General features: G+C 44.5%; 24 protein-coding genes. 16 read left to right on the top strand and 8 right to left on the bottom strand.

The features are described 5' to 3' along the window. Nucleotides 1-34 precede the first annotated feature (34 nt). On the top strand, nucleotides 35-1,354 hold the full coding sequence (locus ICE89_RS06930; protein WP_216265369.1) for a hypothetical protein: 1,320 nt from the start codon (nucleotides 35-37) through the stop codon (nucleotides 1,352-1,354). A 31-nt stretch (nucleotides 1,355-1,385) separates the two neighbouring features. Here ICE89_RS06930 and ICE89_RS06925 read toward each other — a convergent pair whose 3' ends face one another. The 3 genes from ICE89_RS06925 to gmd all read right to left on the bottom strand — a co-directional run bounded on the left by ICE89_RS06925 (nucleotide 1,386) and on the right by gmd (nucleotide 4,921). Further along, nucleotides 1,386-2,822, bottom strand: coding sequence for a mannose-1-phosphate guanylyltransferase/mannose-6-phosphate isomerase (locus ICE89_RS06925; RefSeq protein WP_255558742.1), 1,437 nt, complete (start codon nucleotides 2,820-2,822; stop codon nucleotides 1,386-1,388). Nucleotides 2,823-2,892: 70 nt separating this feature from the next. After that, entirely contained in the window at nucleotides 2,893-3,837 is a 945-nt protein-coding gene (locus ICE89_RS06920; RefSeq protein WP_216265368.1) for a GDP-L-fucose synthase, read from the bottom strand. Further along, the gene (gene gmd / locus ICE89_RS06915; protein WP_216265367.1) at nucleotides 3,830-4,921 is read right to left on the bottom strand and encodes a GDP-mannose 4,6-dehydratase; all 1,092 of its coding nucleotides are present in this window, start codon (nucleotides 4,919-4,921) and stop codon (nucleotides 3,830-3,832) included. The genes ICE89_RS06920 and gmd overlap by 8 nt, the downstream gene beginning before the upstream one ends. Before the next feature lie 153 nt (nucleotides 4,922-5,074). Between gmd and ICE89_RS06910 the strand changes: the two genes are divergently transcribed. Both ICE89_RS06910 and ICE89_RS06905 read left to right on the top strand, forming a co-directional pair. Next, nucleotides 5,075-6,220: a glycosyltransferase family 9 protein gene (locus ICE89_RS06910; protein WP_216265366.1), complete on the top strand. Its 1,146-nt coding sequence runs from the start codon at nucleotides 5,075-5,077 to the stop codon at nucleotides 6,218-6,220. A 17-nt stretch (nucleotides 6,221-6,237) separates the two neighbouring features. After that, the gene (locus ICE89_RS06905; RefSeq protein ID WP_216265365.1) at nucleotides 6,238-7,569 is read left to right on the top strand and encodes an undecaprenyl-phosphate glucose phosphotransferase; all 1,332 of its coding nucleotides are present in this window, start codon (nucleotides 6,238-6,240) and stop codon (nucleotides 7,567-7,569) included. Here ICE89_RS06905 and ICE89_RS06900 read toward each other — a convergent pair. Then, complete coding sequence (locus ICE89_RS06900; RefSeq protein ID WP_216265364.1) at nucleotides 7,566-8,927, bottom strand: O-antigen ligase family protein; 1,362 nt, start codon at nucleotides 8,925-8,927, stop codon at nucleotides 7,566-7,568. The genes ICE89_RS06905 and ICE89_RS06900 overlap by 4 nt on opposite strands. 135 nt (nucleotides 8,928-9,062) lie before the next feature. On the opposite strand from ICE89_RS06900, the gene galE reads away from it, so the two are divergent. Genes galE through ICE89_RS06885 form a run of 3 tightly spaced genes read left to right on the top strand, consistent with a single transcriptional unit; the run spans nucleotide 9,063 to nucleotide 11,926 of the window. Next, the gene (gene galE, locus ICE89_RS06895; protein ID WP_216265363.1) at nucleotides 9,063-10,073 is read left to right on the top strand and encodes a UDP-glucose 4-epimerase GalE; all 1,011 of its coding nucleotides are present in this window, start codon (nucleotides 9,063-9,065) and stop codon (nucleotides 10,071-10,073) included. Continuing rightward, complete coding sequence (locus ICE89_RS06890) at nucleotides 10,074-10,979, top strand: DUF6492 family protein (RefSeq protein ID WP_216265362.1); 906 nt, start codon at nucleotides 10,074-10,076, stop codon at nucleotides 10,977-10,979. Continuing rightward, the gene (locus ICE89_RS06885) at nucleotides 10,979-11,926 is read left to right on the top strand and encodes a glycosyltransferase family 2 protein (protein WP_216265361.1); all 948 of its coding nucleotides are present in this window, start codon (nucleotides 10,979-10,981) and stop codon (nucleotides 11,924-11,926) included. The genes ICE89_RS06890 and ICE89_RS06885 overlap by 1 nt, the downstream gene beginning before the upstream one ends. Nucleotides 11,927-11,931: 5 nt before the next feature. Here ICE89_RS06885 and ICE89_RS06880 read toward each other — a convergent pair whose 3' ends face one another. After that, nucleotides 11,932-12,825 carry an alpha-1,2-fucosyltransferase gene (locus ICE89_RS06880; RefSeq protein WP_216265360.1) on the bottom strand — a complete coding sequence of 298 codons (894 nt, stop codon included), beginning with the start codon at nucleotides 12,823-12,825 and terminating at the stop codon, nucleotides 11,932-11,934. Between the two features lie 72 nt (nucleotides 12,826-12,897). On the opposite strand from ICE89_RS06880, the gene ICE89_RS06875 reads away from it, so the two are divergent. The 6 genes from ICE89_RS06875 to waaC are packed head-to-tail and all read left to right on the top strand — an operon-like array spanning nucleotide 12,898 to nucleotide 18,637. Then, entirely contained in the window at nucleotides 12,898-13,974 is a 1,077-nt protein-coding gene (locus tag ICE89_RS06875) for a glycosyltransferase family 10 domain-containing protein (RefSeq protein WP_216265359.1), read from the top strand. Continuing rightward, nucleotides 13,971-15,029 carry a dTDP-glucose 4,6-dehydratase gene (gene rfbB, locus ICE89_RS06870; protein ID WP_216265358.1) on the top strand — a complete coding sequence of 353 codons (1,059 nt, stop codon included), beginning with the start codon at nucleotides 13,971-13,973 and terminating at the stop codon, nucleotides 15,027-15,029. The genes ICE89_RS06875 and rfbB overlap by 4 nt, the downstream gene beginning before the upstream one ends. A gap of 43 nt (nucleotides 15,030-15,072) precedes the next feature. Next, entirely contained in the window at nucleotides 15,073-16,020 is a 948-nt protein-coding gene (gene rfbD / locus ICE89_RS06865; protein ID WP_216265357.1) for a dTDP-4-dehydrorhamnose reductase, read from the top strand. Nucleotides 16,021-16,042: 22 nt separating this feature from the next. Further along, on the top strand, nucleotides 16,043-16,936 hold the full coding sequence (gene rfbA, locus ICE89_RS06860; RefSeq protein WP_216265356.1) for a glucose-1-phosphate thymidylyltransferase RfbA: 894 nt from the start codon (nucleotides 16,043-16,045) through the stop codon (nucleotides 16,934-16,936). A gap of 40 nt (nucleotides 16,937-16,976) precedes the next feature. Continuing rightward, on the top strand, nucleotides 16,977-17,552 hold the full coding sequence (gene rfbC / locus ICE89_RS06855) for a dTDP-4-dehydrorhamnose 3,5-epimerase (RefSeq protein WP_216265355.1): 576 nt from the start codon (nucleotides 16,977-16,979) through the stop codon (nucleotides 17,550-17,552). Between the two features lie 29 nt (nucleotides 17,553-17,581). Next, nucleotides 17,582-18,637 (top strand): lipopolysaccharide heptosyltransferase I, encoded by a 1,056-nt coding sequence (gene waaC / locus ICE89_RS06850; RefSeq protein ID WP_216265354.1) that lies wholly within the window; start codon nucleotides 17,582-17,584, stop codon nucleotides 18,635-18,637. On the opposite strand, the gene ICE89_RS06845 is transcribed toward waaC, so the two are convergent. Then, nucleotides 18,634-20,256: a TolC family protein gene (locus ICE89_RS06845; RefSeq protein ID WP_216265353.1), complete on the bottom strand. Its 1,623-nt coding sequence runs from the start codon at nucleotides 20,254-20,256 to the stop codon at nucleotides 18,634-18,636. The two genes, waaC and ICE89_RS06845, sit on opposite strands and share 4 nt — an antisense overlap. A gap of 124 nt (nucleotides 20,257-20,380) precedes the next feature. Between ICE89_RS06845 and ICE89_RS06840 the strand changes: the two genes are divergently transcribed. Genes ICE89_RS06840 through trmB form a run of 4 tightly spaced genes read left to right on the top strand, consistent with a single transcriptional unit; the run spans nucleotide 20,381 to nucleotide 23,488 of the window. Beyond that, nucleotides 20,381-21,229: an undecaprenyl-diphosphate phosphatase gene (locus ICE89_RS06840; RefSeq protein ID WP_216265352.1), complete on the top strand. Its 849-nt coding sequence runs from the start codon at nucleotides 20,381-20,383 to the stop codon at nucleotides 21,227-21,229. Nucleotides 21,230-21,261: 32 nt separating this feature from the next. Next, on the top strand, nucleotides 21,262-21,717 hold the full coding sequence (locus ICE89_RS06835) for a DUF2721 domain-containing protein (RefSeq protein ID WP_216265351.1): 456 nt from the start codon (nucleotides 21,262-21,264) through the stop codon (nucleotides 21,715-21,717). Between the two features lie 48 nt (nucleotides 21,718-21,765). Continuing rightward, on the top strand, nucleotides 21,766-22,701 hold the full coding sequence (locus tag ICE89_RS06830; protein ID WP_216265350.1) for a UDP-glucuronic acid decarboxylase family protein: 936 nt from the start codon (nucleotides 21,766-21,768) through the stop codon (nucleotides 22,699-22,701). Nucleotides 22,702-22,717: 16 nt separating this feature from the next. Continuing rightward, nucleotides 22,718-23,488 carry a tRNA (guanosine(46)-N7)-methyltransferase TrmB gene (gene trmB / locus ICE89_RS06825; protein ID WP_216265558.1) on the top strand — a complete coding sequence of 257 codons (771 nt, stop codon included), beginning with the start codon at nucleotides 22,718-22,720 and terminating at the stop codon, nucleotides 23,486-23,488. A 22-nt stretch (nucleotides 23,489-23,510) separates the two neighbouring features. Here the strand turns inward: trmB and ICE89_RS06820 are convergent, their stop codons facing one another. Further along, nucleotides 23,511-24,983 (bottom strand): NAD-dependent succinate-semialdehyde dehydrogenase, encoded by a 1,473-nt coding sequence (locus ICE89_RS06820; protein ID WP_216265349.1) that lies wholly within the window; start codon nucleotides 24,981-24,983, stop codon nucleotides 23,511-23,513. A gap of 124 nt (nucleotides 24,984-25,107) precedes the next feature. After that, entirely contained in the window at nucleotides 25,108-25,617 is a 510-nt protein-coding gene (nusB, locus tag ICE89_RS06815; protein WP_216265348.1) for a transcription antitermination factor NusB, read from the bottom strand. Nucleotide 25,618 lies beyond the last annotated feature (1 nt).

Raw genomic sequence — 25,618 nt, 5'->3', positions numbered from 1 at the left:
ATTCATTGAATTGCTCGAGACTCACTCAAATACGATGACGACAGAAAAGCGCTGGCTCATTCTGTCGCATGGTTTCAATATGGACGGACGTGCAGCGAGCCAAACGATTACCGATAAAATTCCATATCTAATAGATGCTGGAATTCAGCCAATTGTTTTTAGTGCCATTACCGGCATTAAAGATCAACGTTTTCCGCACCGTCAATTTTTAGCTTGGGGCCCGTCAGGTTTCCGTTTCGATTTTCGTCATTGGGTGGCCAATAAATATGGGCGAGGCTTATTCTATAAAGTCACCACGAGAACGGTATCCTTATTGTTGGTGCCTTTGATTGCGATTGAGAAGTTGTGCCTGGGTTACTCTAGCCAGTGGTCTTGGGCCTTACCTGCCTATATATATGGGCGCCGTTTAATTAAAGCTGGCAAAGTAGATGTGGTGTATTCGACTGGCGGGGCCTGGTCTGCTCACTTGGCAGGCCTTTGGTTAAAAAAATCTACTGGTATTGAATTAATTTCTGAGATCCATGATCCACTGGTCATTCGAAAAACCCCTGAAGATATGGGGTTTGCAAAACCAAGCAATCGAGATGCTGCTTTTCGTCAGAAACTTGAGACTAATTTATGTGCGCATGCAGATCACCTCTGGTGGTTTACTGAAGGCGCTTTGCATTATGCTAAGGTTCGCAATCCCAATCTCAATACCTCAGCAAATGCCCATGGTTTTGTGGTGATGCCTGGTGCACAGCCGCCGAGCCAATCAAATTTTGCAGCTGAGCATCAATATGGCGAGCACCTCAATCTTTGCCACTTTGGTTCTTTGGCAAAAGATCGTTCTCTATCAGTCATCTTGGCTGCAGTTAATACTTTGTTGCAAAAGTATCCTGAAGCGCGCGCAAGCATTCGTATTCATGCCTATGGCGCACCTTTGGATCCATTGACGGTCCAAGCGATTGAGCGCTTTGGATATGATGACCTTGTCATTGCACATGGTCGCTTAGAAAAGGATTCCGCTTTAGGTAAATCCGGCAGAGAGCAAGTCATTGAAAAAATGCAGCAGGCAGATATTTTGATATTGCTACATGGTAATGGTGAGGAGTGCGCAGAGTACATTCCTTCAAAACTCTATGACTATTTATGGACGAGACGCCCCATCTGGGCCGTTACCCATCGAAATCCACAACTAAATGAAATGCTCAGCGCTAGGAATGCCTATTTAAGCACCAGCGGAGATGCATCAGAACTTGCTTTTACATTAGAGAAAATTTGGCGGGACTGGCAACAGAAAAACCTGAATCCAGTATTAGGAAGTCCGATTGGGGTCAATCAGGCGGTCCAAAAAATTCTAGAAACAGTGTAGCGCCACTTAAAGAGTGCAGCCTAGAGAGTATTTAGGCTCTACCGTACTGATCTTCAAACCTGACAATATCGTCTTCGCCTAAGTAGTCCCCAACCTGCGCCTCAATAATAACCAAAGGTGTATCACCTAAATTAGTCAGCCGATGCTGAGTCTCTTTGGGGATGTAGGTTGATTCATTGGCATTGAGATGCAAGACTTTGTCACCGTTAACAATTTCCGCTTTACCAGTAATAACAACCCAATGCTCATTGCGATGGTGATGCATTTGCAGGGATAGCTTGCCACCTGGGTGCACAACAATTCTTTTGATTTTGTAATCAGGACCTTCTTCAATGACAGTGTAGGTTCCCCATGGGCGATGCACGGTGCTGTGATAGCTAGCGCGCTCGTCTTGATCCTTATTTAAAGAATCAACCACTTTCTTGACTGATTGGGAATGCCCTTTGGCGCTCACAAGTAAAGCATCTGGAGTATCTACGATGATTAAATTGTCTAAGCCTACTGCTGCAATTAAGCGCTCACGACCAAATACAAAGTTGTTTTTTGAATCAACAAAAATCGCTTTTCCTTGAGAGGCATTGCCGTGCTCGTCTTCGGGGAAATGTTTTGCCATAGCATCCCATGAGCCCACATCGTCCCAGTCAAAGCTGGCATTCACGGAGACAACATTAGGCGCCTTTTCCATAATCGCGTAATCGAGAGAAATATCTTCGACTGCAGTCATGGTTGTTTTATCTAGCGTGAGCGAGGTAGCATTATTTTTCCCCTGGATGCTTGCGCTCCAGCAGCTCTCGACTTGCTTTAATAGATTGGGTGCAATGTCACCAGCAACTTTCAGCAGGGTGTTCGGGGTAAAGCAGAACATCCCAGAGTTCCAGTGATAATTGCCTGCCGCTACGTATTGTTCAGCCAAGGCAAATGCTGGCTTCTCTACAAACTGTTCTACGATACGACCTTCGGCATTGCGCGGGGTATGTGCAGCTTTACCCAGCTTCAGATAGCCGTAGCCGATTTCCGCATGCGTTGGCGGAATACCAAAGGTAACTAAATTACCTTCTTTGGCAAAATCAACTGCTTTGGCAACAGCCATTTCAAAACCAACCTTGTCATGAATGACGTGATCTGCTGGTAATACCAACATCGGAATATCGCCGCGTCCAGCATCTTGGGCAGCTAAGGCGGCAAAGAGTACGGCAGGGGCAGTGTTGCGACGAAGCGGCTCAATGATGGTGAGTTTGGCTGCTTGCTCGGAATTTTTGAGATCCGCCACCACCTGAAAGCCAAGACTTTCGGAAGTAACAATACAGAGCCAAGGATCGTTGGATTCAATTCGATTGGCAGTTTCGCTCAGCAGTGATTGCTTGCTTGCAACTGGCATGAAAACCTTAGGGCGGTTCTCACGAGAAACTGGCCACAAACGGGAGCCTGCTCCCCCACAAATAATTACCATCGAAAAGTTCAGATTCATGGGGGAATTTTACCCAAAGAAAAGAGGTCATATAGACCCCTAAATGCAATTAATTGCCTTGGATTGGAATTTATTGCTGGAGTTTGGGGGCAATTTGCTCTAAGAACCAGTTATAGGCATCTTGGATGCCAGGGCGCAACTCAATTTCAGCTTTCCAGCCCAAACCATTTGCTTTGCTCACGTCAAGCAGTTTTTGTGGGGTGCCATCGGGTTTGGAGGTGTCAAATTGCAACTCCCCCTCAAATCCAACAACGGAGACCACTTGCTCTACTAATTCGCGGATCGTAATGTCGTTGCCGCAACCGATATTCACAAATGAGCCATCGTAACCTTGCTCCATGAGCATGACGCAGGCTCTAGCCATATCGTCAACGTGCAAGAACTCACGACGCGGTTTACCAGATCCCCACACCATTAAATGGGGGTCTTTGCGGAGTTTAGCTTCATGGGCCTTGCGAATGAGCGCAGGCAAAACGTGAGAGTTATTTAAGTCGTAGTTATCGCCAGGACCATATAAGTTGGTTGGCATGACGCTGACATACTTTGTACCGTATTGGCGGTTGTAGTTTTCGCAAAGCTTAATACCGGCAATTTTGGCGAGCGCATAAGGCTCATTGGTTTGCTCGAGCGGCCCCGTCAATAAATATTCTTCTTTGATTGGCTGCGGGCAATCTCTTGGATAAATACAGCTCGACCCCAATGACATTAAGTGATTAATACCAGCTTGATAGGCGCCATGAATGAGGTTGCACTCAATCATTAAATTTTGATAAATGAAGTCAGCGCGATAAATATTGTTCGCCTGAATACCGCCCACTTTGGCAGCGGCAATAAAGACGTAGTCAGGCTTTTCGGTGGTCAAGAAGTCATGTACTGCTGCTTGATTTAGAAGATCGAGCTCAGCATGGGTACGAGTAATGACGTTTTCATAGCCGCGGGCTTTGAGTAAACGCGTGATACCACTTCCAACCATGCCACGATGGCCTGCTACATATATTTTTGCTGCTTTATTCATGTCGACTTAAAGAGGTGTAGCCATGCTTTTTAACTAATTCATCACGCTCCGCACCTTTTAAGTCTTCGCGAACCATTTCTTTAACTAGGTCTTGGAATGAAGTTGCAGGAGTCCAACCTAATTTCTCTTTTGCCTTGGTAGCATCACCGAGCAAGGTCTCTACTTCAGTTGGGCGGAAGTAGCGTGGGTCAACAGCAACAATGCACTTACCAGTCGCATCAAAACCTTTTTCATTAACGCCCTCACCCTTCCAGGTGATCTTCATGCCGAGCTCTTCAGCTGCGTAGTCAATAAATTGACGTACGCTGTACTGAACGCCAGTAGCAATAACAAAATCTTCAGCTTGTTCTTGCTGCAACATCAGCCATTGCATTTCTACATAGTCGCGTGCATGACCCCAGTCGCGTTTAGCGTCGAGGTTACCGAGGTATAGGCATTCTTGGAGACCGAGCTTGATGCGCGCTAAAGCGCGAGTAATCTTTCTGGTAACAAATGTTTCACCACGAATTGGGCTCTCATGATTAAAGAGAATGCCGTTACAGGCATACATGCCATAAGCTTCGCGGTAGTTCACTGTGATCCAGTAAGCATAGAGTTTTGCAACTGCATAAGGGCTACGTGGATAGAAAGGGGTTGTTTCTTTTTGTGGAATTTCTTGTACCAAGCCATAGAGTTCAGAAGTAGAAGCTTGGTAAAAACGGGTTTTCTTCTCAAGCTTCAAAATGCGAATGGCTTCAAGAATGCGTAATGCGCCTAATGCATCTGAATTGGCGGTGTACTCGGGCTCTTCAAAAGAAACGGCAACGTGAGATTGCGCTGCCAAGTTATAAATTTCATCTGGCTGAGTTTGCTGAATAATACGAATCAAGCAAGAGGAGTCAGTTAAGTCACCATGGTGAAGAGTTAGCTTAGAACCTTCAATGTGTGGGTCATGGTATAGATGATCAATACGATCGGTATTGAATAAAGAAGTGCGGCGTTTAATCCCATGAACTTCATAACCTTTTTTGAGCAATAGCTCTGCTAGATAAGCGCCATCTTGGCCAGTAATACCGGTAATTAGGGCAACTTTTGATTTTGACATGGGATTTTCTTCAGAAATTGGTTAGTAAATCAATACGTGAGTAAATGCGTTATTGTAAATTGTTTTAAATAGCATTCCGTGTTGCCGGGCATCCAGAAAGCCGAGGAAATACAATGGGATCAGTGATTTCGTAAATTCTAAGGGTGGATATCGGTGGCTTTGTCAGAAAAGGCTGAACGTGGCAGAGGGTTCTTGCGAAAGCTTGATCGCTGGGTTGGCGTACCCCTCCTCCTGGTTCTATCTCGTTTTCGCAAGAAAAGAGCAAAACCCCAACATTTTCAGAGCGTTGGAATCTGTGTTTTTGCTGCCATTGGAGATGCTTTATTGGCCTCCAGCCTAATTGCAGACCTTAAAAAAGCCCTCCCAGGCGTCAAAATCACCGTTTTTGCTACTCAAGCAAATAAAGTGGCTTTCGATCTAGTGGAAGGTTGTGACGATCTCGTATTGGTGCCCATTACCAAGCCCTTGGCAGCTATTCAGAAGTTGCGAGAGCATCCGGTAAATATATTGATAGATACGTCCCAATGGTCTCGAATAGGGGCTCTGGTGGCCGGTCTAAGTGGTGCCGGTTGGACCATTGGTTTTGAGACTGAGGGTCAAAAACGTCACTATGTCTTTGATTTTGCAGTAAAACACAGCTCAAAAGTCCATGAATTGAGTAATTTTGGCGCGCTTTTGAAGCCTTTGGGGATAAAAGCCAACTTCACGCCGCCAGTGGCAATGTCACGGATTTTAGGACCAGGTTGCTTAAAAATTAAGCAACCTTATGTAGTTTTACATCCCTGGGCTAGTGGCAATCATTTTGAGTTGAGGGAGTGGCCTCAGACGCGCTGGGTTGAGTTAGCCCAAAAACTGGCTAATGCAGGATATGAGATTGTGATTAGCGGGGGTCCAAGTGACGAGCGTCGAGCCAAGGATCTATGCGATCTAATTGGCAGGACTTTGTCTGGTGAGTTGTTGAGTTTGGCCGGCAAGGCCAGCTTATTGGATACGGCCGCCTATCTCAAATCGGCAGCTGCAGTGGTGTCAGTCAATACGGGAACGATGCATTTGGCTGCTTTGCTTGGCGCCCCATTGGTCGCCTTGCATGGGCCTACTAATCCAGATCGTTGGGGCCCCAACTACCCAGGTAGCGCACATCAGCATAAAACCATCATTTTGGGACCCGGTACACAAGAAGGTGGCGCTTATCTTAATTTGGGATTTGAGTACCCAGATAATCCCATCTACCTGATGGACCGGATTTCTGTGGAGGCGGTAGTCAACGCCTTACGCAAATTTTCCATAAACATTGCTTAGTACTGCAAAATACGGCGATGGCTGCATCCTATCTAATTAATTCTTACATCATTCGTATTTTTGATTTTGTCGCCATTAACTTGGTGGGTTTTTGCACGTTCTTTGCAATTCAGGTTTTCAAGGATCCGGATTTAGATTTGCAGCGTTATGCCTCTTTGATGTTGTTGGCAAGCTTGGCGTATTTATTCTTGACCAATCGAGCGTATCGTTCTTGGCGGGGTGGCAACTTAATGGCTCTATTTGGACAAGTTGCTAGTGGCGTTTTAAAAACTTGGATCTTGATATTAATTTGGTTGGTGTTTAGTAAATCTACCGAGATGTATTCGCGTCTTTGGTTAGGTTCATGGGCGCTAATTAGTCTATTTGTTTTGTGTAGCAGTCGATTATTTGGTTATCTCTTAATACGTCGTTATCGCAGCAAGGGAATCAATCTTCGCCATATTGCGATCGTTGGTTCTGGTGATACTGCTCATGAGATCGAACGCAGAATTCATGAGTCTGCCTGGTCTGGATATCGCATACAAAAAGTAATGAAAGAATTAGATCCAGCTCAATTGGATCAATTGGCAAAAGAGCCATTAAATGAAATCTGGTTAGCATTGCCAATGGGTGATGGATCACAGATGCGGATGGTGATGGAGCACCTCAAGATGAGTACTGCAACAATTCGTTTTGTGCCAGACTGGTTTTCATTCCGACTCATTAATCATGGAGTCAGCGAAGTTTTAGGCATGCAGATGATCGATCTGTATGGCACCCCGATGACGGGAATGAATTTATTCCTGAAATCACTGGAGGATTTCTGCATATCCACCTTGATCTTAATATTCATTAGCCCTCTTCTATTAATTTTGGCAATTGGCGTAAAGCTGAGCTCCCCTGGACCCATTCTCTATCGACAAGAGCGGGTGGGTTGGAATGGTGAGTTATTTGAAATCTATAAATTTAGAACGATGCCAGTGGATCTAGAGGAGGGCGCAGTAGTTTGGGGTGGTTCAGCTAAAAAATCAGTTACCCCATTCTCCAGATGGTTGCGCTCTACTAGCCTTGATGAATTACCTCAATTTTTTAATGTGCTCCAAGGGAAGATGTCGATTGTAGGGCCGCGTCCTGAGCGTCCGATCTTTGTTGAGCAGTTCAAAAAGGAGATCCCGGACTATATGAAGAAGCACTTAGTCAAAGCGGGCATTACTGGCTGGGCGCAAATTCATGGTTGGCGTGGAGATACTGATCTTCACGCGCGCATTGAGCATGATTTGTACTACATTGAAAATTGGTCTTTGTGGTTAGATCTAAAAATTATCTTCCTAACCATCTTCCGTGGCTTTGTAAATAAAAACGCGTACTAGTTTTTCTTTTTCAGCACCATGGTATTGAGTAGTGCAATACAGAAAAACAAAATCTCAATGGTATGTTTGCTGCTGACTTCAGCAAAAGTAAAGATAAGTAAAATACCCCCAGCTATCCAGATGGCTGTTAGACGTTGAGGGGATTGAGAATTTATGGCGATTACGATGATGGAGAGCAATGCTCCGATCGTGAAAATTAAACCTGGTAATCCAAATGCAAGGCCGTAATCAATCCAGGCGCTGTGGGCTGATTGAATAACTGCTTCTGGATAAGACTTGCGGATGAGTTTGCCCAAAGAGTGCTCTAAAAGTCCATACCCAAGGGGATTTGCAGCAATCGTTTCTATACCCGCTGTTGCCCAAGCGGCCCGCTCATAGTTGTTTGGATATACCGACTCTCCCGAATTGGTCCGGGGGTATCCATATTTCTTAACATCCTGCCAGTTTGGTACTTCTTTGATTTGAACTGCAACACTCACATCGTCAATAAAGTGATTCCAGCCGCGATTAATGCTTAAGTGCTGCTGTACAAAAATAACTCCAATCAAAAGGGGGATAAACAAAATGATGCTGGATTTCCAGCTGTGCTCTCGTGTTGATAGTTGTCGTTTCAGAATAAAGCTTCCAACATAAAGTATCCACGAACCAATCAAAATAAGCGCTATACCAATTCCATTGCGTGTATCAATGATGGTGGTAAAGCTAAATAGAATAGTTAAAGCCCCCAATAACCAAAAGAGAGATAGTCCCCATGTAAGTTTGATTTGCTTTTGATTAAAGGCATCAGCAGAGCAGCCACAGATTGCGCTGATAAAAAGGTTGCCCATCAGCACGGTATTAATTTTGTTGCCAAAAGGACTAGAGAAGTAATAGTTGGGCATGAAGGCTAGACCAGACTGACTGTATGCCCCTAGGTAGTGGATTAGTAAGTAAATAAAGCTTGAAAGTAGTCCAGCCCACAAAAATTGACTTCGAATGGGGTGGTCGCGCAATATGAGTCCAGTAGCCGCGCCAATGATGGTGGCTAGAAGGACTCTCAACCAAGTACTGGTCAACTCCTGCGACTGGAGTGCAAACTCTTGGCTAAACCCGATGTAATGAATGAGCACCCAGATAAACATACAGCCGGAAAGAATTAAGGGGGTAAATTGGGAAAGGCGCCCTAAATGGGGAGTTTTTCTAGAGTCTTTTGGGTAATTTATGAAAAATAGGAGACCGGCGATGGCCCCAAGCGCCAAGAGGCTATTGCGCAAGGCAATCGTATTTTTGATTGACCATATGGCAAGCAAGATACTGCTAATGAGAATCAAAAGTACGCTCAAAACAGGTAAAGAGCGGTTTGAGCCGGTGGGTTTCATATAATTCAATAATAACGGCTAAATTGGACCTATTAGGCTCTTCCCATGTAGTGTTGACCAATAGAGGTTGATGGGTAAGGCAGATTTCCAGTTTAGCCCAATTGATTAAGCGGCTTAATTGGCGGAAATATTGCGATGATTCTTTTAACGGGTGCAACGGGTTATATCGGCTCCCATACATGGCTGGAGTTATTGCTAGCTGGCTATCAAGTGCTTGGCGTGGATAACTTTGTTAACTCTAGCCCAAAGGCATTGACGCGTCTCGAATCGCTCTCAGGTCAAAAATTAGAATTTATTCAGGGTGATGTTTGTGATCCTGCATTCTTAGAGTCAGTGTTTCAGTCTCATCCTATTAAAGGAGTTGTTCATTTTGCAGCCTTAAAGGCAGTCGGTGAATCTTCTTCTAATCCATTGCGCTATTACGAGAATAATTTAGGCGGATTAATTACCCTCTTGCAAATCATGCGAGCACATGATTGCCGCAATTTTGTTTTTAGTTCATCTGCTTGTGTATATGGTGATCCCGATGAGAGCCCTGTTAAAGAAGACGCTGCATTAAGACCTGAAAATCCTTATGGTCAAACGAAATTCATGAGCGAGCAAATATTGCGCGATCTTGAAAAATCAGATCCCAATTGGCGTGTTGCGTATTTACGGTACTTCAATCCTATTGGTGCACATGAGTCCGGCTTGATTGGAGAAGATCCAATGGGTGTTCCGAATAACCTATCTCCTTTAGTTGCGAGAGTAGCCTCTGGAAGGATGGAGGAGTTGAAGGTATACGGCAATGATTGGGAGACTCCGGACGGGACTGGTGTGAGAGATTACATTCATGTGGTCGATTTGGCTCGCGGTCACGTCAAAGCAATTGACTATTTATTATCAGGCAAACCTTCATTAACTGTGAATCTTGGGACGGGAGTGGGGTATAGCGTAATGGATGTCATTCGCGCTTACGAAGAAGTAATCGGGCGCCCAATTAAGTATCAGGTAACTGCTCGTCGGCCGGGTGATGTAGCTCTTTACTACGCTGACCCCTCTCTTGCAGAGGCTCTTTTGGGCTGGCGTGCGGAGCGCAGCTTAAAACAAATGTGTGCAGATAGTTGGCGCTGGCAATCACAAAACCCAATGGGTTACGAATCCTAGATGGCTCTTGACTTCGCTCTCTACTGCAAGTCCTATCGTAAAGATCTGCTGCGTGTTAAGCGTCTATTAAATTCTTTGCGTCGACACAATATTGAATCGATTCCTTTTTATATATCTACCCCCGAGTCGGACCGAGAGGCATTATTTGGGCTGTTAGGAACGGGCAACGATTTTCAGTGGGTTTCGGATGAATCGATTGTGCGCGCCAACCCTCGCGTTCCTCAGGATATTCAACGCACCAAACCTGGTGGCATCGCGCAGCAAGTCATTAAATCTGAGTTTTGGCGTTTGGGTATTTCCCAGAATTATTTATGCATTGATTCGGATAGTGTTTTTATACGTGATTTCACAAAATCTGATTTTCTTGCTCCCGATGGAGATCCTTATACCGTTCTTCATCAAAACAAAGAATTTTTTCAGATGGCGAGTAATCGTGGCCATTTGAGGGTAGAGCGTGATTTACGTATTGAGGCAGAAACAGTAAAAGCATTATTTGGCAGAGTTGGTCCAAATTACTATTGCGCGCCTGCCCCATTTATATGGTCGGCTAAGGTATGGGAATCCCTAGATCACAATTATCTGGAACCCAAAGGGATAACTTTGTGGGACTTAATTACCCCTGAACACCCAGAGAGTTTAGTTTACGGAGAGACTCTGTTGGCTTATCAGGCGATCCCAGTTCGGATGATTGAGCCTCTATTTCGAATTTATCACTACGATTGGCAATATTATTTGGCGCGTCGCTGGGGTGAAACTAAAGAGAAGCTTCAGCAAAACTTCATTGGTGTCATTTATCAGTCTGCCTGGGAGGCTGAGATGGATTTTGGGGCGCCTACCAAGTCTTTGCTATCTAGATTATTGCGAAAAATAAAGCGCTTCCTTCGTTTATTGCAAAGCTATCTCTAATGAATAATATGTTTGCTGACGAAGTCATGCCTTTGGTTACTGTTTCAATGCCCGCTTTTAATTCTGAGCGCTATATTGCTGAGGCAATCGAAAGTATTTTGGCTCAAACATATCAAAATTTTGAGTTAATTATTGTTGATGATGGCTCCACTGATCGCACTCGCGAGATTATTGAAGGCTTCACAGATCCCCGCATTATTAAGATTTATTCTGACCAGAACCGAGGGCTTATTACGACCCGCAATCGAATTGCCCAACTGGCTAAAGGCAAATACCTTGCTTTGTTAGATGCTGATGACCGAGCATTCCCAGAGAGGCTTGCTTTACAGGTCGCTTTTTTGGAGGCTGATAATGCGGATTTGTGTGGTGCCGACCATTGGACCTTAAATCAGGTGACTGGCCAACTCAAGTCCTCAAAACAGAGGCACGCCAATGCGGATATTCATGCCTTATTGAGCGTATGTAGCCCCGTTTGCAATCCTGCAATGATGGGTCGTTTAGATATTTTTAGACGGTTTCCCTATAAAGCTTCTTATTTACATGCCGAGGACTATTGCTTGTGGACGGAAATCGCTCTTGCAGGTTATCGGTTTGCCAATATTAAAAAGAAGTTGATTACGTATCGATTGCATTCAACTCAGACGAGCGTTAACCATCTTCAAGCTGCACGAAATGTATTTTCAGGGGCGCAGGCCAGCTATTTAAAGGGGCTGCACATTCCACAAGATTGTTTACCGCGAGCACTGCCTTTTTTCGAGCGCTTGAAATATGGCGTCAAATTTATGGTGCTGATGAATAAAAAGATTTCTGGGATCTCTATTCGGACTAATCAAGAGCTGTATGCACGCTTCCAATTTCGTGGCAATGGAATATTGACCCCATTTACCCGTTTAGAGCGATTGCTGGTTGCCGCTACTGCTAGCTTAGTTGGTAGTTTTAAGGGCTAACTTGATCATTCAATAGCCACCTTATTCCACTGAGCAGGCAGTAGGTTGGATAGATCAAGATGTTGATCATTAATCCAGCGATTCGGTGCAAATACCAATCCACCTGTATCTTGCTTTAGCCAGGCCCCCCACCAACTTAAAGAGCTGTTCGCAATAATATGATGTTTGCAAGCAAACATCAGTTGAAGTTCCTGTGCGGCTGCATCAGCTGAAGAAGCGTGTTCAATATAAGTCTTTTGTGCACTCGCCCCCAGAGCCTCTTTGGCCCACGTTAGGTCATCAGAAAAAATAAAAAAATGGGCATTAGGCTTGGTTGCTAATAAATCTTGAATGGCAGTCTGGTAATAATCAATTGGCAAGGTGCCGTGGTATTGGGCTGCTGCAGGGGAGTGGACGTAATCGCCTCTACGAATATGCACCATGACTGATTCTGAAGAATGAATTTTCTGCAAATAATCTTGATATGAATCTGCAATAGCACTTCTAGTTTTAAATTCTTCTTTTAATTGCTCTCGTATAGCTTCAATGTAGGGGAAAGCCTGCCAATAACCAGAAAGATAAAGATTTTTAGTGGAGATATTTTTTAGCTTAAATAGCATTGGATCAAAATCAAATGCATTTCGCTGATAAATTACTAGCGACTGTGTTGGTAGAAATGGTTGCAGAATACGGGAAATTTTGCCGAGCTTTTTAGGGAAGACTTCACCCGTAAACGGAATATCTTTAATATTTAAAAGGCTTAATTGCAGTTCTCGGGGGGTCGCGTTACCCTGTGGCGCATTAAACCAGCTACGGTTTAAGATAAATGCCGTCTGATAGCGCTCTGAAAGAGCTCTAGCAATCGCATATTGAAACATTTGATTGCCGAGCCCCCCTTGAAGGTAGGAGTAAATGGCCATAACCATATAATTAGACCATTAACACGAGTAAAAAACTCATTCCAGCGCTTAACCTTAAATGAATGGCTGTCTATGTTAGTTGGAGGGATTGTCGGATGGGGGGAGGGTCATGATGACATCTTTGACCCCAATAGCCTCAGAAATCGCGATAACTGCCTTGAACCTTTTAGGGTTTTGCGCGCGCAGGCACTAGCTCGCGATATTCATTTGCATACTCTGGATACTCTCTCTAATAGAGGTATTTCACCTAATTTCAATCTCTATATTGAATCGCTACCGCTTATTCCGATTGAGGGTTGTAAAAATTACCTCGTTCGATTTGAGACTGAATTAACGGTGAGAATTAATGGTGATTCAAGTTATCTGAAGCAATTTGATGGCGTGTTTACCTGGGATTTTGAGTTGCTAGACCTCAATTCAAAAAGCGCCTTATCGCAAGAGCTGAGGGAAGTTCCAAAATTTCCTATTACTTATCCAAATGTATCGCCTGCTGACTTCAGACTCAATGCGATTGTGAATCCTGGTTTTGCCAATCGCGATATATTTTGCGCGCTAATTGGTAGTAATCGCCATGCAAATGTAGCGGACTCTCGAGAGCTCTATTCGGAACGAGTGAAGGCCATACGCTGGTTTGAATCTCATGCCCCAGGTGATTTTTCTTTATTTGGCAATGGCTGGCACGTCCCACAAAAGCGCTTAGGTGCCATCGGCAAGCTTCAATACCGATTAGAAAAAATTATTCCCTTTGTAACCAGAAGATCGGTTTTCCCTAGTTACCAAGGCCCAGCGAGTACCAAGTTTGAAGTGTATTCCCGGTCGAAATTCAGTATATGTTTTGAAAATGCTAAAGACATTCGTGGTTACATTACCGAGAAAATATTTGACTGTTTGTTTGCTGGTTGCGTACCGATTTATTTGGGAGATTCAGCGATTGAAGAGTTCGTACCTAAGGCCTGCTTTATTGATTTTAGGGAATTCCAGAATAAATCAGACCCCTATGGAGAGCTGTATAGTTACATCAAGAATATGAATGAAGCCACTTTTTTAGGGTATCAACATGCAGGTAGGGATTTTTTAAATTCTCCTAGGTTTGCTCCATTTACTTCCGAGGCATTCGCAGAGTCTATTTTGAGGCCAATTGAATCATGATTTTAGTTACTGGGGGCGCAGGTTTTATTGGGGGAAACTTTGTTTTGGACTGGCTGGCCAATCCAAAAGCTGAAGAGATTATTAACCTTGATAAATTGACCTATGCTGGTAATTTGGCTACGCTAGCCTCTCTTGAGAATGACCCTAGACATATTTTTGTTCATGGCGATATCGGTGACCGTGGATTAGTTGAGAGCCTCTTGCAAAAATATCAACCCCGAGCGATTGTTAATTTTGCTGCTGAAAGTCATGTTGATCGCTCAATACATGGCCCCGCTGATTTTGTCCAAACGAATGTTTTGGGAACATTTAATTTGTTGGAAAGTGCTCGAGCTTATTGGAGCCCCTTGCCGGACAACCAAAAATCTTCTTTTCGGTTTTTGCATGTCTCCACCGATGAAGTATATGGATCACTGAAAGCGGATGACCCGCCTTTCAGCGAAACCAATACCTATGAACCAAATAGCCCCTACTCGGCCTCCAAAGCAGCTTCTGATCACTTGGTTCGAGCCTGGTTTCATACTTATGGGCTGCCTGTATTAACTACTAATTGCTCCAATAACTATGGCCCCTATCATTTCCCTGAAAAGCTGATACCCCTGGTCATTTTGAATGCATTGAATGGTAAGCCATTGCCTGTCTATGGTGATGGTCAGCAAATTCGAGATTGGCTATATGTTGCAGACCACTGCTCTGCTATTCGTCGCGTATTGGAAAGCGGTCAGATAGGTGAAACTTATAACGTTGGTGGATGGAATGAAAAAGCTAATCTAGATGTTGTTAATACCATTTGCGCGGTGCTGGACTCCTTAAGGCCGCGCTCTGACCATCAGTCATATTCTCAGCAAATTACTTTTGTAGCGGACCGTCCAGGGCATGATCGTCGTTACGCAATTGATGCTAGAAAAATAGAGCGAGAGCTTAATTGGAAGCCGCAAGAAACGTTTGATACTGGCATACGCAAAACAGTGCAATGGTATTTGGATAATCCTGTCTGGATTGAGGGGGTTGTGAGTGGCTCCTACCGTGACTGGTTAAAAAAGCACTACAACTAAAATTCTGCCGAGTTAATTTCCTTCACATCATCCATCTCTTTCTATGCATATTCTTGTTTTCGGTAAAGATGGTCAGCTAGGAAAGGCATTTCAAAAGCTATTTTTTGAGATCACAGAGAGGTCGCGCGATATTGAGATTCGATATGTTGGCCGAGCAGATTGTGATCTTGCTGATTCGAGCGCTCTTGCCAATCTATTAAATCACGCTCAACCCGATCTCATCATTAATGCTGCAGCCTATACAGCCGTTGATAGAGCGGAGAGTGAGCCTGAGTTAGCAAAAGCGATAAATACTATCGCCCCTAAGTTGATGGCTCAATATGCGGCAGATCATGGCGCAACCCTTTTGTACTTCTCGACTGACTATGTATTTGATGGAAGCAAATCAGGTTCTTATATTGAGGATGATTTACGTAATCCGCTTGGTCAATACGGCAAGAGTAAAGCTGAGGGTGAGCAGGCTATTGAAAAAGTTTTTGAAGGTGCCTCAAAAGGCCAGTACGCCATTTTGCGCACTAGTTGGGTATATGGTGATGGCAGTAATTTTATTAAAACGATTTTGCGTTTGGCAAAAGAGCGAGAAGCACTTGGGGTTATTCAGGATCAGTGGGGTGTGCCCACCGCAGCTGACTGGCTTGCTGCTGTAAGTCTAGATTTAATACTTGATTCGCAATGGCAAGTGCGCAAATTTACTTCCGGCATCTATCACGCAGTTCCTCCAGGCGAGACTAATTGGTATGAATTGGCTCGCTTGACAATTAGTGCAGCGCTTGAGGCTGGATCGTCACTCAAAATTGATCTTGCCAATATCAAACCCATTCAGACGGTGGAGTATCCAACGCCAGCCCAAAGGCCTATGAATTCCCGAATGTCTTCAAAAAAATTAGAGGAAGCCATCGCCATGGATGCTGATGTGTCAAAATTGCAGCGATGGAATATGTCTTGGGCTGATCAGGTTCGATCCTATGTGCAAGAGCTGGTTAAAGAGTGAGTTATTTAAAGGGTGAGTGATCATGGGACTTAAGCGAAAAGGCATTATCTTGGCTGGTGGCTCAGGAACACGCCTATATCCCGTCACTCAGGCGGTCTCAAAGCAGTTAATGCCGGTGTATGACAAGCCTATGGTGTACTACCCTTTAACTACATTGATGTTGGCGGGAATTCGTGACATCTTACTTATCTCTACCCCTCATGACACCCCGCGTTTTTCTGAGCTCTTGGGTGATGGATCTCAATGGGGTCTCAATATTGAATACTGCGTTCAGCCATCACCAGATGGTTTAGCGCAAGCATTTATCTTGGGTAAATCATTTATCGGCAATCATCCTAGTGCTTTAGTACTTGGAGATAATATTTTTTACGGTCATGAGTTGGTCAATCATCTTCAAAGTGGTGATCAACGAGAAAAGGGCGCAACTGTTTTTGCTTATCACGTAACTGACCCTGAACGCTATGGGGTAGTTGAGTTTGATCAGAATGCTAAAGCACTTTCTATTGAAGAAAAACCGCTAAAGCCAAGAAGCAGTTATGCAGTTACTGGCTTATATTTTTATGATCAGCAAGTTTGCGATATTGCTGCATCTATTAAGCCAAGTCCTCGAGGAGAGCTTGAAATCACTGATGTAAATCGTTTTTATCTCGAGAGAAACGAATTAAATGTAGAGATTATGGGTCGAGGCTTCGCATGGCTTGATACGGGGACACACGATTCATTGTTAGATGCTGCTGGCTTTATTGCCACACTTCAAAAGCGTCAGGGCCTAATGGTCGCCTGTCCTGAGGAAATCGCCTATCGACAAGGTTGGATTACTGCAGATGCTGTTCAAAAAGTAGCTTCTCAATTAAGCAAGAATAGTTACGGACAATATCTAAATAAGATTCTGCAAGAGCTCAATAGCTCTCATTAGTCTTTGTCAATAACATTACATTACTCCAATAAAGTCTAACGTGTCCAATCCAGCTACATCGAATAAGTTAAAAGTCGAAGCTACTGCCATACATGACGTATTGGTGATAGAGCCCAAGGTGTTTGGTGACGAGCGAGGCTGGTTTACTGAGTCCTTCAATGCTCTAGATTTCGCACAAGCAACTGGATTGTCAGTTGATTTTGTCCAGGACAACCATTCGTTTTCAAAGCAATGGACCTTGCGCGGGATGCACTTTCAGCAAGAGCATGTTCAAGGTAAGTTGGTGCGTGTCATTGCTGGTGCGGTCTTTGATGCTGTGGTAGATCTTCGTAAAACATCTCCAACTTTCGGTAAGTGGGCTGGGATTGAATTGAGCGCACAAAATCACCGGCAGCTATGGGTTCCACCAGGTTTAGCGCATGGGTTTCTGGTGCTGTCTGAGGCTGCTGAGTTCCTGTATAAAACAACTGATTACTATCATCCCCAAAGCGAGGTTTGCTTGGCGTGGAATGATTCTAGTATTGCCATTAATTGGCCATTGCCTTCGGGTGTATTGCCCAATGTGAATGCTAAGGATGCAGCAGGGCTATCTTGGGATGCTATTCCCAAGTTTTAGTTGAGCCTCAAACAGGCGATAATGCCTCCATGAGCATTTCTTCGTCCTCATCTCTAAATCTCAGCCGCCCAAAAGTATTGTTGGTGAAGCTTTCTTCGTTAGGGGATGTGTTGCACAATCTGCCGATTGTTTGGGATTTGCGAGCACGTTTGCCTGATGCTCAAATTGATTGGGTGGTCGAAGAAGGGTATGTTCACTTACTGGAGCCTTTGCTAACTAAACCTGGCTTTCGGGGCATTGATCGAATTATTCCGTTTGGGTTACGTCGCTGGAAAAAAGAGTTATTGAATCTCTGCACTTGGCGAGAATTTTTTGCATTTAAATCACAGTTACAAGAAGTCTCATATGATGTTGTGATTGAAACCCAAGGCCTTTTAAAGTCTGCCTTAGTTTGCGCCCTTACAAAAAAGAGTTCTGATGCCGTGGTGGCTGGTCTTGCCAATGCCACCCAGTTTTCTGGTTATGAACCCCTAGCGAGATTGTTTTACAACCAAGCGGTTCAGGTACCAGCACAATGTCATGCGGTAGATCGCTCTCGTTGGGTGACCTGTTCTGCTATGGATTGGCCTTTATTGAGCAGGTCGGAAGTACCTCATTTTTATTCACCTGAGTTTGTAAGCAATATTCGGGCTTGCAGTATTTTGGGGTTGAAAAATCCCTACGTTCTTTTTTTCCACTCTACTGCAAGAGCCGCAAAACGTTGGTCCAATAGAGATTGGGTTGCTTTAGGGAAAACACTTTCTAACAAAGGCTATCAAGTGGTATTACCCTGGGGTAATGAGTTTGAAAAAGAAATCAGTCAAGAGTTGGCTGAGCAAATTCCAGGTGCTTTTGTGCCACCCCGTTTTTCAATAGAGGAAGCTTTTTCAGTAATTTCTTCTGCTGCTTTAACGGTTGGGGTGGATACTGGTCTAACCCATTTGGCTGCGGTATTGGGCAAACCTACTATCGAAATCTATTGCGACTCTCCGCTCTGGAAGACCGAAGGCTACTGGTCAAATCGGATCGTGAATTTAGGGGATATTCAAACCCCACCAAGTGAAGATGAGGTTTTAGCTGCGGCTTTAAATCTTTTGAACTCTTAACGCAATAGTGAGTTAATGGCCAATAAGTCTTCGTCCGAAAGAGATGAGGCGCTCGCTTTCAGTCTAAGTGCGTTCAAAATAGTGCTGTAACGTGCTTGCTGCAATTGTGAGCGTGTAGTAAACAGCGTATCGAGTGCAATCAGTACATCAATGTTAATTAAAGTACCTACTTGGAAGCCCAATTTGCTCGAGTCCAAAGCGGATTGTGATGAACGTTCAGCCGCCTCATAAGCTTTCACGCTAGCTAGACCACCGTAGAATCCAGTAAAGGCGGCGCGGGTATTTTGAGCGGCGGTGCGGCGTGCATTGTCATAGTTCGCTTTTGCAGCATCTACTAACGCTGCATTTTGGCGTATCACGGAGCTATTGAATCCACCGGACACCAAGGGGATGGACAATTGCAGGGCAACAGTGTTGTTATAAACATTCGTTTGGGCTGGTTGATAGCTATTTGGGGTGCCGTTGGAGGTGTTGTAACCACTTGTGCCTACCAAGTTCAGCGAAGGGTAATTTAGTGCTTGCGCAGCGCGATAGGTGCTCTCTGCAAGCGATACCGATAGTTGACCAGCTAGCACCTTAAAGTTAGCCGCTTCTGTTTGATTGACCCAATCATTGAGTGTTTGTCCGGGAGGTAATTGCGGGTTAACACTTTCAGCAATGATGTTGCCTTTGGCATCCTTAGATATTGTGCGAGGATCTTTGAGAACGCCATCGATCTTGGCATCTTTTACCAAAGGCTTAAGCAGTCCGACAGGATGGCCAACCAATTGCTCAAGGATGCCACGCTTTACTACAAGATCTGCTTGTGCGCCAATCTCTTGCGAGTTTGCCAAGTCATAACTGGCTTGCGCAGTATTCACATCCACAATAGTTGCTAAGCCAGCATCGAATTTCGCCTGAGCAACCTCTAGTTGCTGTTTGATGAGGCTTTTCTTATTGCGATATAGCTCAACATTATCCTGACTGGTAAGCGCATCAAAATAAGCCTGTGAGACCCGCAAAATGAGGTCTTGCTGGGCCTGAAAGAAATTCATATCAGCAATTTTGGTATTCAGGTCGCCTTGTTTAAACGCCTCAAGTGCCGCCATATTGAATACGGGTTGAGTCAAAGTCACCGTGTAGTTCTTCTGATCAAATACCCGTGAATTACCCGGTCCTGCTTGTACCACTGTAGAGCCTACGCCATGCTGGTAATAACGTGTGCCCCCAGGCGATGCACTCGCTTGAGGAAGTAGGAGTGATAAGCCCTGCCAAAAGAGTTCTTTGCTAGCCTGGTAATTGAAGCGTGCAGCATTGAGAACTGGATCACTAAAAGCAGCATCTTGATAAAGACGAATCAAATCCGCCATTTGACCGACGTTAGCTGCGGAGTTCGGATTGTTGCTTAGGCTAGAAGGTGCTGCATCATTTGGAAGTGCAGATTTTGGTGCTGCCACAAATTGGGGTGGCATCTCTAATCCGGTCAGTGATTGTGGGCTAATGGTGGTAGGAAGGGCTGGGCGACCGCCTACTGCAACCTGTGCATAAGCCGAATTTATAGGGGCGCCAAATCCAAGCGCTTGGATCAGGAATACGCTAAAAAAGGTTTGTCTCGAAAGTCTAAAGCGTGCTTCAGTCATGTAATTTCAGCTACTTTTAATTTGTGCAGTGAAGTTTAAGGCTTATTTCAGATAAAGGCTTTAATTTGGACCACTCATTTTGCCAAATTTATGGCTTTGGGTGGCTTGCCTATAAAATTCAACCATGGAACTAATATTGCTAGCAAAGGCCTTAATTTTAGGGGTGGTTGAGGGCTTAACCGAGTTTTTACCCATCTCGAGTACCGGTCACCTGATTTTGGTGGGGGATTTACTCGACTTTAATGATGAGCGGGGCAAAGCTTTTGAGGTCATCATTCAGTTTGGTGCCATTTTGGCAGTTTGCTGGGAGTTTCGTGCCAAGTTTTGGAGTGTGTTGGGTTCAATCAGAACTAGCGCTCTCTCACGACGTTTTGTGCTTAATCTATTGATTGCCTCAGCCCCTGCTATGGCATTGGCTTTTGTATTTGGTAAACATATTAAGGCCGTTCTCTTTGCTCCCATTCCGGTTGCTACTGCTTTCATTGTCGGGGCCTTGATTATTTTTTGGGCTGAGAGGCGACAAGCGTCCGGCCAAGCTAATCAAAAATCATATATTCAATCTGTAGATGATTTGACTTCTTTGGATGCATTAAAGGTCGGCCTTGCTCAATGCGCTGCGTTAATTCCGGGAACCTCTCGTTCGGGCGCAACGATTATTGGCGGCATGTTGTTTGGTTTGCCGCGTACAGTTGCAACGGAGTTTTCTTTTTTCTTAGCTATTCCGGTCATTGGAGCTGCAACCCTTTATGAATCACTCAAGTTGTGGAAGTCACCAGTTGCTATCTCCGGAGATTTTGGAATTGCAATAGCTATCGGCTTTGTAGCGGCATTTATCTCAGCATTTATCTGTGTGCGCTGGCTCTTGCATTATGTGGCGCATCACAATTTCAAACCCTTTGCTTGGTATCGCATAGCATTTGGTTTAGTAATCTTATTCACGTCCTATACCGGCTTAATTGCCTGGTCTCATTAATCGTATTAACAATCAAGATTGATAGGTTTGACATGGATGTATCAATTGACGCTATAACAAATAATATTCAATTAGCGCTTGCCCCCGTTTTTCTGCTGACTGCAGTTGCTACTTTGCTCAATGCTATATCTGCGCGTTTAGCGAGATCGGTAGATCGGATGCGCGCTATTCAAAAAATTATTCACTCTGGTGAAGTGATATCGGATGGATCACGACAGCATTTCATTGTTGAGGCAAATGAGGCAAAGATGCGGGGAAGATTGTGTACTGCTGCAATTTTCTTTGATGTTTTGAGCGGAATTTTTATCTCTCTGACTGTATTGGAACTATTCTTCTTTCAGGCAGGCGCAGTGCGTTCTCTCCAGACTGCCTATGTCATTTGGACCTTTGTTTTGGGTCTCATGTCTTTTATGACCTCTTTAAGTATTATTTTGGCGGAGATCGTCTATGCCTACCGCTCTGCAGGCTGGGAATCGCCAGGCCAATGACTGTTTTATGCAGTTAAAATTGACTGATCATTTAATTTAAGACTACTTATGAACAAAATCCTTATTACCGGCGGTGCTGGCTTTTTAGGCTCCCATCTCACCGAAAGGCTACTCAAGGATGGGAATGAGGTTTTAGTGGTCGACAATTTCTTTACGGGGTCTAAACAAAATTTAGCCCATTTATTGGGAGATAGTCGCCTTGAGGTGATGCGTCATGATGTTACTTTCCCGCTCTATGTAGAAACCAATCAAATCTATAACTTGGCTTGCCCTGCATCACCAATTCATTACCAATATGACCCGGTGCAAACGACTAAAACCAGCGTACATGGCGCAATCAATATGCTGGGTTTGGCAAAGCGTACGAGAGCACGTATTTTGCAAGCCTCTACCAGTGAAGTCTATGGCGATCCAGAAGTACATCCACAACCAGAAGAATATTGGGGACGAGTGAATCCAATTGGAATTCGTTCTTGCTATGACGAGGGAAAGCGTTGCGCTGAAACTTTATTTTTTGACTATTATCGTCAGCATGGTTTAGATATCAAAGTAGTACGTATTTTCAATACCTACGGCCCGCGCATGAATCCCAATGATGGGCGTGTTGTCAGCAACTTTATTGTTCAAGCGCTGCAAGGTAAAGACATTACGATTTATGGTGATGGCCAGCAAACTAGAAGCTTTTGTTATGTGGATGACTTGATTGAAGCATTTGTACGCATGATGAATACTGAAAAAGGTTTTACTGGCCCAGTAAATACTGGCAATCCAGGTGAGTTCACTATGCTGCAACTCGCGGAGACTATTCTTAAGTTATCTGGCAGCAAATCAAAACTCGTATTTGAACCACTTCCCTCCGACGATCCAAAACAACGTCAGCCTAATATTGAATTGGCTAAATCGAAGTTAGGTTGGGAGCCAAAAGTTAATCTTGAAGATGGTCTCAAAGAAACGATCGCTTATTTCAAAAAGGTTTTAGCGTAAGTTGTCGTCTCACTCAATGGAGCGCATCCGTTCTTTTGTACTAAGGGCCGGCAGAGTTACCACCGGTCAACAACGTGCTCTAGACGAGCTGGGACCTCAGTTCCTGCTTCCGTTCCAAAACGCATTACTGGATTTGCCCTCAGCTTTTGGGGGATCCACAAAACCAAAGGTCCTAGAGATTGGTTTTGGCATGGGAGAAACCACTGCCAAAATTGCAGCGTTACGTTCTAGCGAAGACTTTTTGGCTATTGAAGTGCATTCACCTGGCGTTGGTGCTTTACTAAAGCTCATAGGCGAAAACGACCTCACTAACTTAAGGCTCATCCGCCACGATGCTGTTGAAGTGCTAGAGCAGATGATTGCGTCAGATTCTTTAGATGGCATTCATATTTATTTTGCAGACCCATGGCATAAGAAGCGTCACCACAAGCGTCGCTTGATTCAGGCGGAGTTTGTTCGTCTCCTGGTTTCTAGATTAAAGCCTAGCGGCTATTTACATTTGGCTACCGATTGGCATAACTATGCTGAGCAAATGCTTTTGGTATTGAATGCTGAGTCCACTTTACAAAATACTTCAAGTGACTTAGTAAAGATTGAGACCTTTGATGTTTCCGACATTGCCAAACCAAACGAAATGCCAAATGAATTTAAGCCAAGCCTTGATCAGTTAAATACACTGCACGCTGGATATGTTCAGAGACCAGCTTATCGCCCAGTTACAAAGTTTGAAAACCGTGGCATCAAACTTGGCCACGGTGTTTGGGACTTGGTTTACAAGAAAAAATAAGCAGTGATTTAAGTAGTTGGATTTACAAACCTACGCAGACGTATTTCATTTCCAGATACTCATCCATGCCGTAGACGCTGCCTTCGCGCCCCAGGCCTGACTGCTTTATGCCGCCAAATGGAGCAACCTCATTGGAGATGAGGCCGGTATTCACACCCACCATGCCGTATTCCAAAGCCTCGGCTACCTTCCAGACATGACCGATGTCACGACTATAGAAGTAAGAAGCAAGACCAAATTGACTGCTGTTCGCTAGCTGGATAACTTCTTCATCGCTTTCAAAAGAAATAATTGGTGCAATAGGGCCAAAGGTTTCTTCATAAGTAATGAGCATTTGGCCATTTACATTCGATAGGATGGTGGGCTCATAAAAGTTTTTGCCCTCAATGGATGGTTTGCCACCAGTAACCAATTTGGCGCCTTTGCTAATTGCGTCTGCTACATGCTTTTTCACTTTTTCAAGTGCAGCCGTTTCAATCAGTGGTCCCTGGGTAACGCCTGCTTGCATACCATTGCCCACCTTGATCACTTCGAGGGCTTTAGCAAATTTTTCCACAAAAATATCATGTACTTTTTTGTGAACATAAAAACGATTCGCACAAACGCAAGTTTGGCCCGAGTTTCTGAATTTAGAAGACATGGCGCCAGTCACGGCTGCATCAATATCGGCATCTTCAAACACAATGAATGGCGCATGCCCGCCTAACTCGAGAGCCAATTTCTTAACTGTAGGCGCACATTGTTCCATGAGGATGCGCCCGACTTCTGTTGATCCCGTAAAAGAAAGGTGGCGAACCATAGGTGATGCGCAGAGTGTTTTGCCTATGGCGATCGATTGATTGGCATCGGCCGTGAGGATATTGATGACGCCATCAGGTACACCGGCACGTTTTGCCAGTTCAGCTAATGCCAATGCTGATAGGGGTGTTAGTTCTGCAGGTTTAATCACAATCGTACAGCCAGCAGCCATAGCTGGAGCAATTTTGCGAGTAATCATGGCAATCGGAAAGTTCCAAGGAGTGATCGCTACACAAACCCCGATCGGTTGCTTGAGAACCATCAAGCGCTTATCGCCCCAGGTGGTGCTCAAAATAGAACCTTCAACACGTTTAGCTTCTTCTGCAAACCATTCAACAAAAGAGGCGCCGTAGGCTACTTCGCCCGCTGCTTCAGCAAGGGGCTTGCCTTGCTCTAGTGTCATTAAGGTGGCGAGATCTTGTGTGTTAGCAATAATCAGATCAAACCATTTACGCATGATTTGCGCGCGTTCTTTTGCTAACTTACTGCGCCATGCTGGTAGGGCTTTTTCTGCGGCAGTGATGGCTAGTTCGGCATCCTGCGTTTCAAGATTGGCAACATTGGCGATGACTTCATCGGTAGCGGGATTGTGAACTGCAAAGGTATTTTTTGAGTCATGCCATTGACCGTTTATAAAGGCAGCCTCTTTAAAAAGGCTGGCGTCTTTTAGATGCGCGCGAATATCTACTTTTTGCATGATGTCTGACCTAGATAAGAATACAAATCATTTTATCCCTTTGTAAGTAAAAAAGCCTCCAGGCTTTAGACCTAGAGGCTGGGACGCTAAGTTACAAAGTTACTAAATTATTAGGTTAGCAGCTTTACTTTGCTTGTGTTTCTGCAGTGCGTAGTTTTTGGGCGAGTAGATCTAATACACCATTGACGTACTTATGACCATCTGTGCCACCGAAGGTTTTGGCAAGCTCAACCGCTTCATTGATTGCCACTTTGTAGGGCACTGATAGATCTGCTGCCAGTTCATAAGCGCCAATCAAGAGGGCTGCGTGCTCTACAGGAGACAGTTCATTAATAGGGCGATCAAGTGCTGGGGTGATGATTGCTTCAAGCTCATCTGTGCGAGCTAAAACACCATCAAAGATGCCCTGAAACAAATCCAGTTGGCAGCGGCGGAATGCAGGATCTTCGGATAGCTGTTTGGCAATAGCTACGGCATTTGGAATGCTGCCAGCACGACGCATGACCAGACTTTGATACACGCCTTGAAGGGCGTATTCACGAGCACGACGACGTGGAGTTAAAGAGCGCTTAGCTGGAGCCTTGGCATCCTTGGCTGCTACTAAGTTTTCTGGATTTTGGATGGATTTAGGCATG

This window comes from Polynucleobacter sp. AP-Kaivos-20-H2 (genome assembly GCF_018882215.1).
GTDB lineage: Bacteria > Pseudomonadota > Gammaproteobacteria > Burkholderiales > Burkholderiaceae > Polynucleobacter.
Note: the sequence above shows the minus strand (reverse complement) of the source record. Positions and strands in the feature narration are given on the sequence as shown.

Coding starts and splice junctions, on each gene's coding strand:
- ICE89_RS06930 (WP_216265369.1), top strand. CDS start 35: ATGACGACAGAAAAGCGCTGGCTCATTCTGTCGCATGGTTTCAATATG.
- ICE89_RS06925 (WP_255558742.1), bottom strand. CDS start 2,822: ATGAATCTGAACTTTTCGATGGTAATTATTTGTGGGGGAGCAGGCTCC.
- ICE89_RS06920 (WP_216265368.1), bottom strand. CDS start 3,837: ATGAATAAAGCAGCAAAAATATATGTAGCAGGCCATCGTGGCATGGTT.
- gmd (WP_216265367.1), bottom strand. CDS start 4,921: ATGTCAAAATCAAAAGTTGCCCTAATTACCGGTATTACTGGCCAAGAT.
- ICE89_RS06905 (WP_216265365.1), top strand. CDS start 6,238: ATGGCTGCATCCTATCTAATTAATTCTTACATCATTCGTATTTTTGAT.
- ICE89_RS06900 (WP_216265364.1), bottom strand. CDS start 8,927: ATGAAACCCACCGGCTCAAACCGCTCTTTACCTGTTTTGAGCGTACTT.
- galE (WP_216265363.1), top strand. CDS start 9,063: ATGATTCTTTTAACGGGTGCAACGGGTTATATCGGCTCCCATACATGG.
- ICE89_RS06890 (WP_216265362.1), top strand. CDS start 10,074: ATGGCTCTTGACTTCGCTCTCTACTGCAAGTCCTATCGTAAAGATCTG.
- ICE89_RS06885 (WP_216265361.1), top strand. CDS start 10,979: ATGAATAATATGTTTGCTGACGAAGTCATGCCTTTGGTTACTGTTTCA.
- ICE89_RS06880 (WP_216265360.1), bottom strand. CDS start 12,825: ATGGCCATTTACTCCTACCTTCAAGGGGGGCTCGGCAATCAAATGTTT.
- ICE89_RS06875 (WP_216265359.1), top strand. CDS start 12,898: ATGTTAGTTGGAGGGATTGTCGGATGGGGGGAGGGTCATGATGACATC.
- rfbB (WP_216265358.1), top strand. CDS start 13,971: ATGATTTTAGTTACTGGGGGCGCAGGTTTTATTGGGGGAAACTTTGTT.
- rfbD (WP_216265357.1), top strand. CDS start 15,073: ATGCATATTCTTGTTTTCGGTAAAGATGGTCAGCTAGGAAAGGCATTT.
- rfbA (WP_216265356.1), top strand. CDS start 16,043: ATGGGACTTAAGCGAAAAGGCATTATCTTGGCTGGTGGCTCAGGAACA.
- waaC (WP_216265354.1), top strand. CDS start 17,582: ATGAGCATTTCTTCGTCCTCATCTCTAAATCTCAGCCGCCCAAAAGTA.
- ICE89_RS06845 (WP_216265353.1), bottom strand. CDS start 20,256: ATGACTGAAGCACGCTTTAGACTTTCGAGACAAACCTTTTTTAGCGTA.
- ICE89_RS06840 (WP_216265352.1), top strand. CDS start 20,381: ATGGAACTAATATTGCTAGCAAAGGCCTTAATTTTAGGGGTGGTTGAG.
- ICE89_RS06835 (WP_216265351.1), top strand. CDS start 21,262: ATGGATGTATCAATTGACGCTATAACAAATAATATTCAATTAGCGCTT.
- ICE89_RS06830 (WP_216265350.1), top strand. CDS start 21,766: ATGAACAAAATCCTTATTACCGGCGGTGCTGGCTTTTTAGGCTCCCAT.
- trmB (WP_216265558.1), top strand. CDS start 22,718: ATGGAGCGCATCCGTTCTTTTGTACTAAGGGCCGGCAGAGTTACCACC.
- ICE89_RS06820 (WP_216265349.1), bottom strand. CDS start 24,983: ATGCAAAAAGTAGATATTCGCGCGCATCTAAAAGACGCCAGCCTTTTT.
- nusB (WP_216265348.1), bottom strand. CDS start 25,617: ATGCCTAAATCCATCCAAAATCCAGAAAACTTAGTAGCAGCCAAGGAT.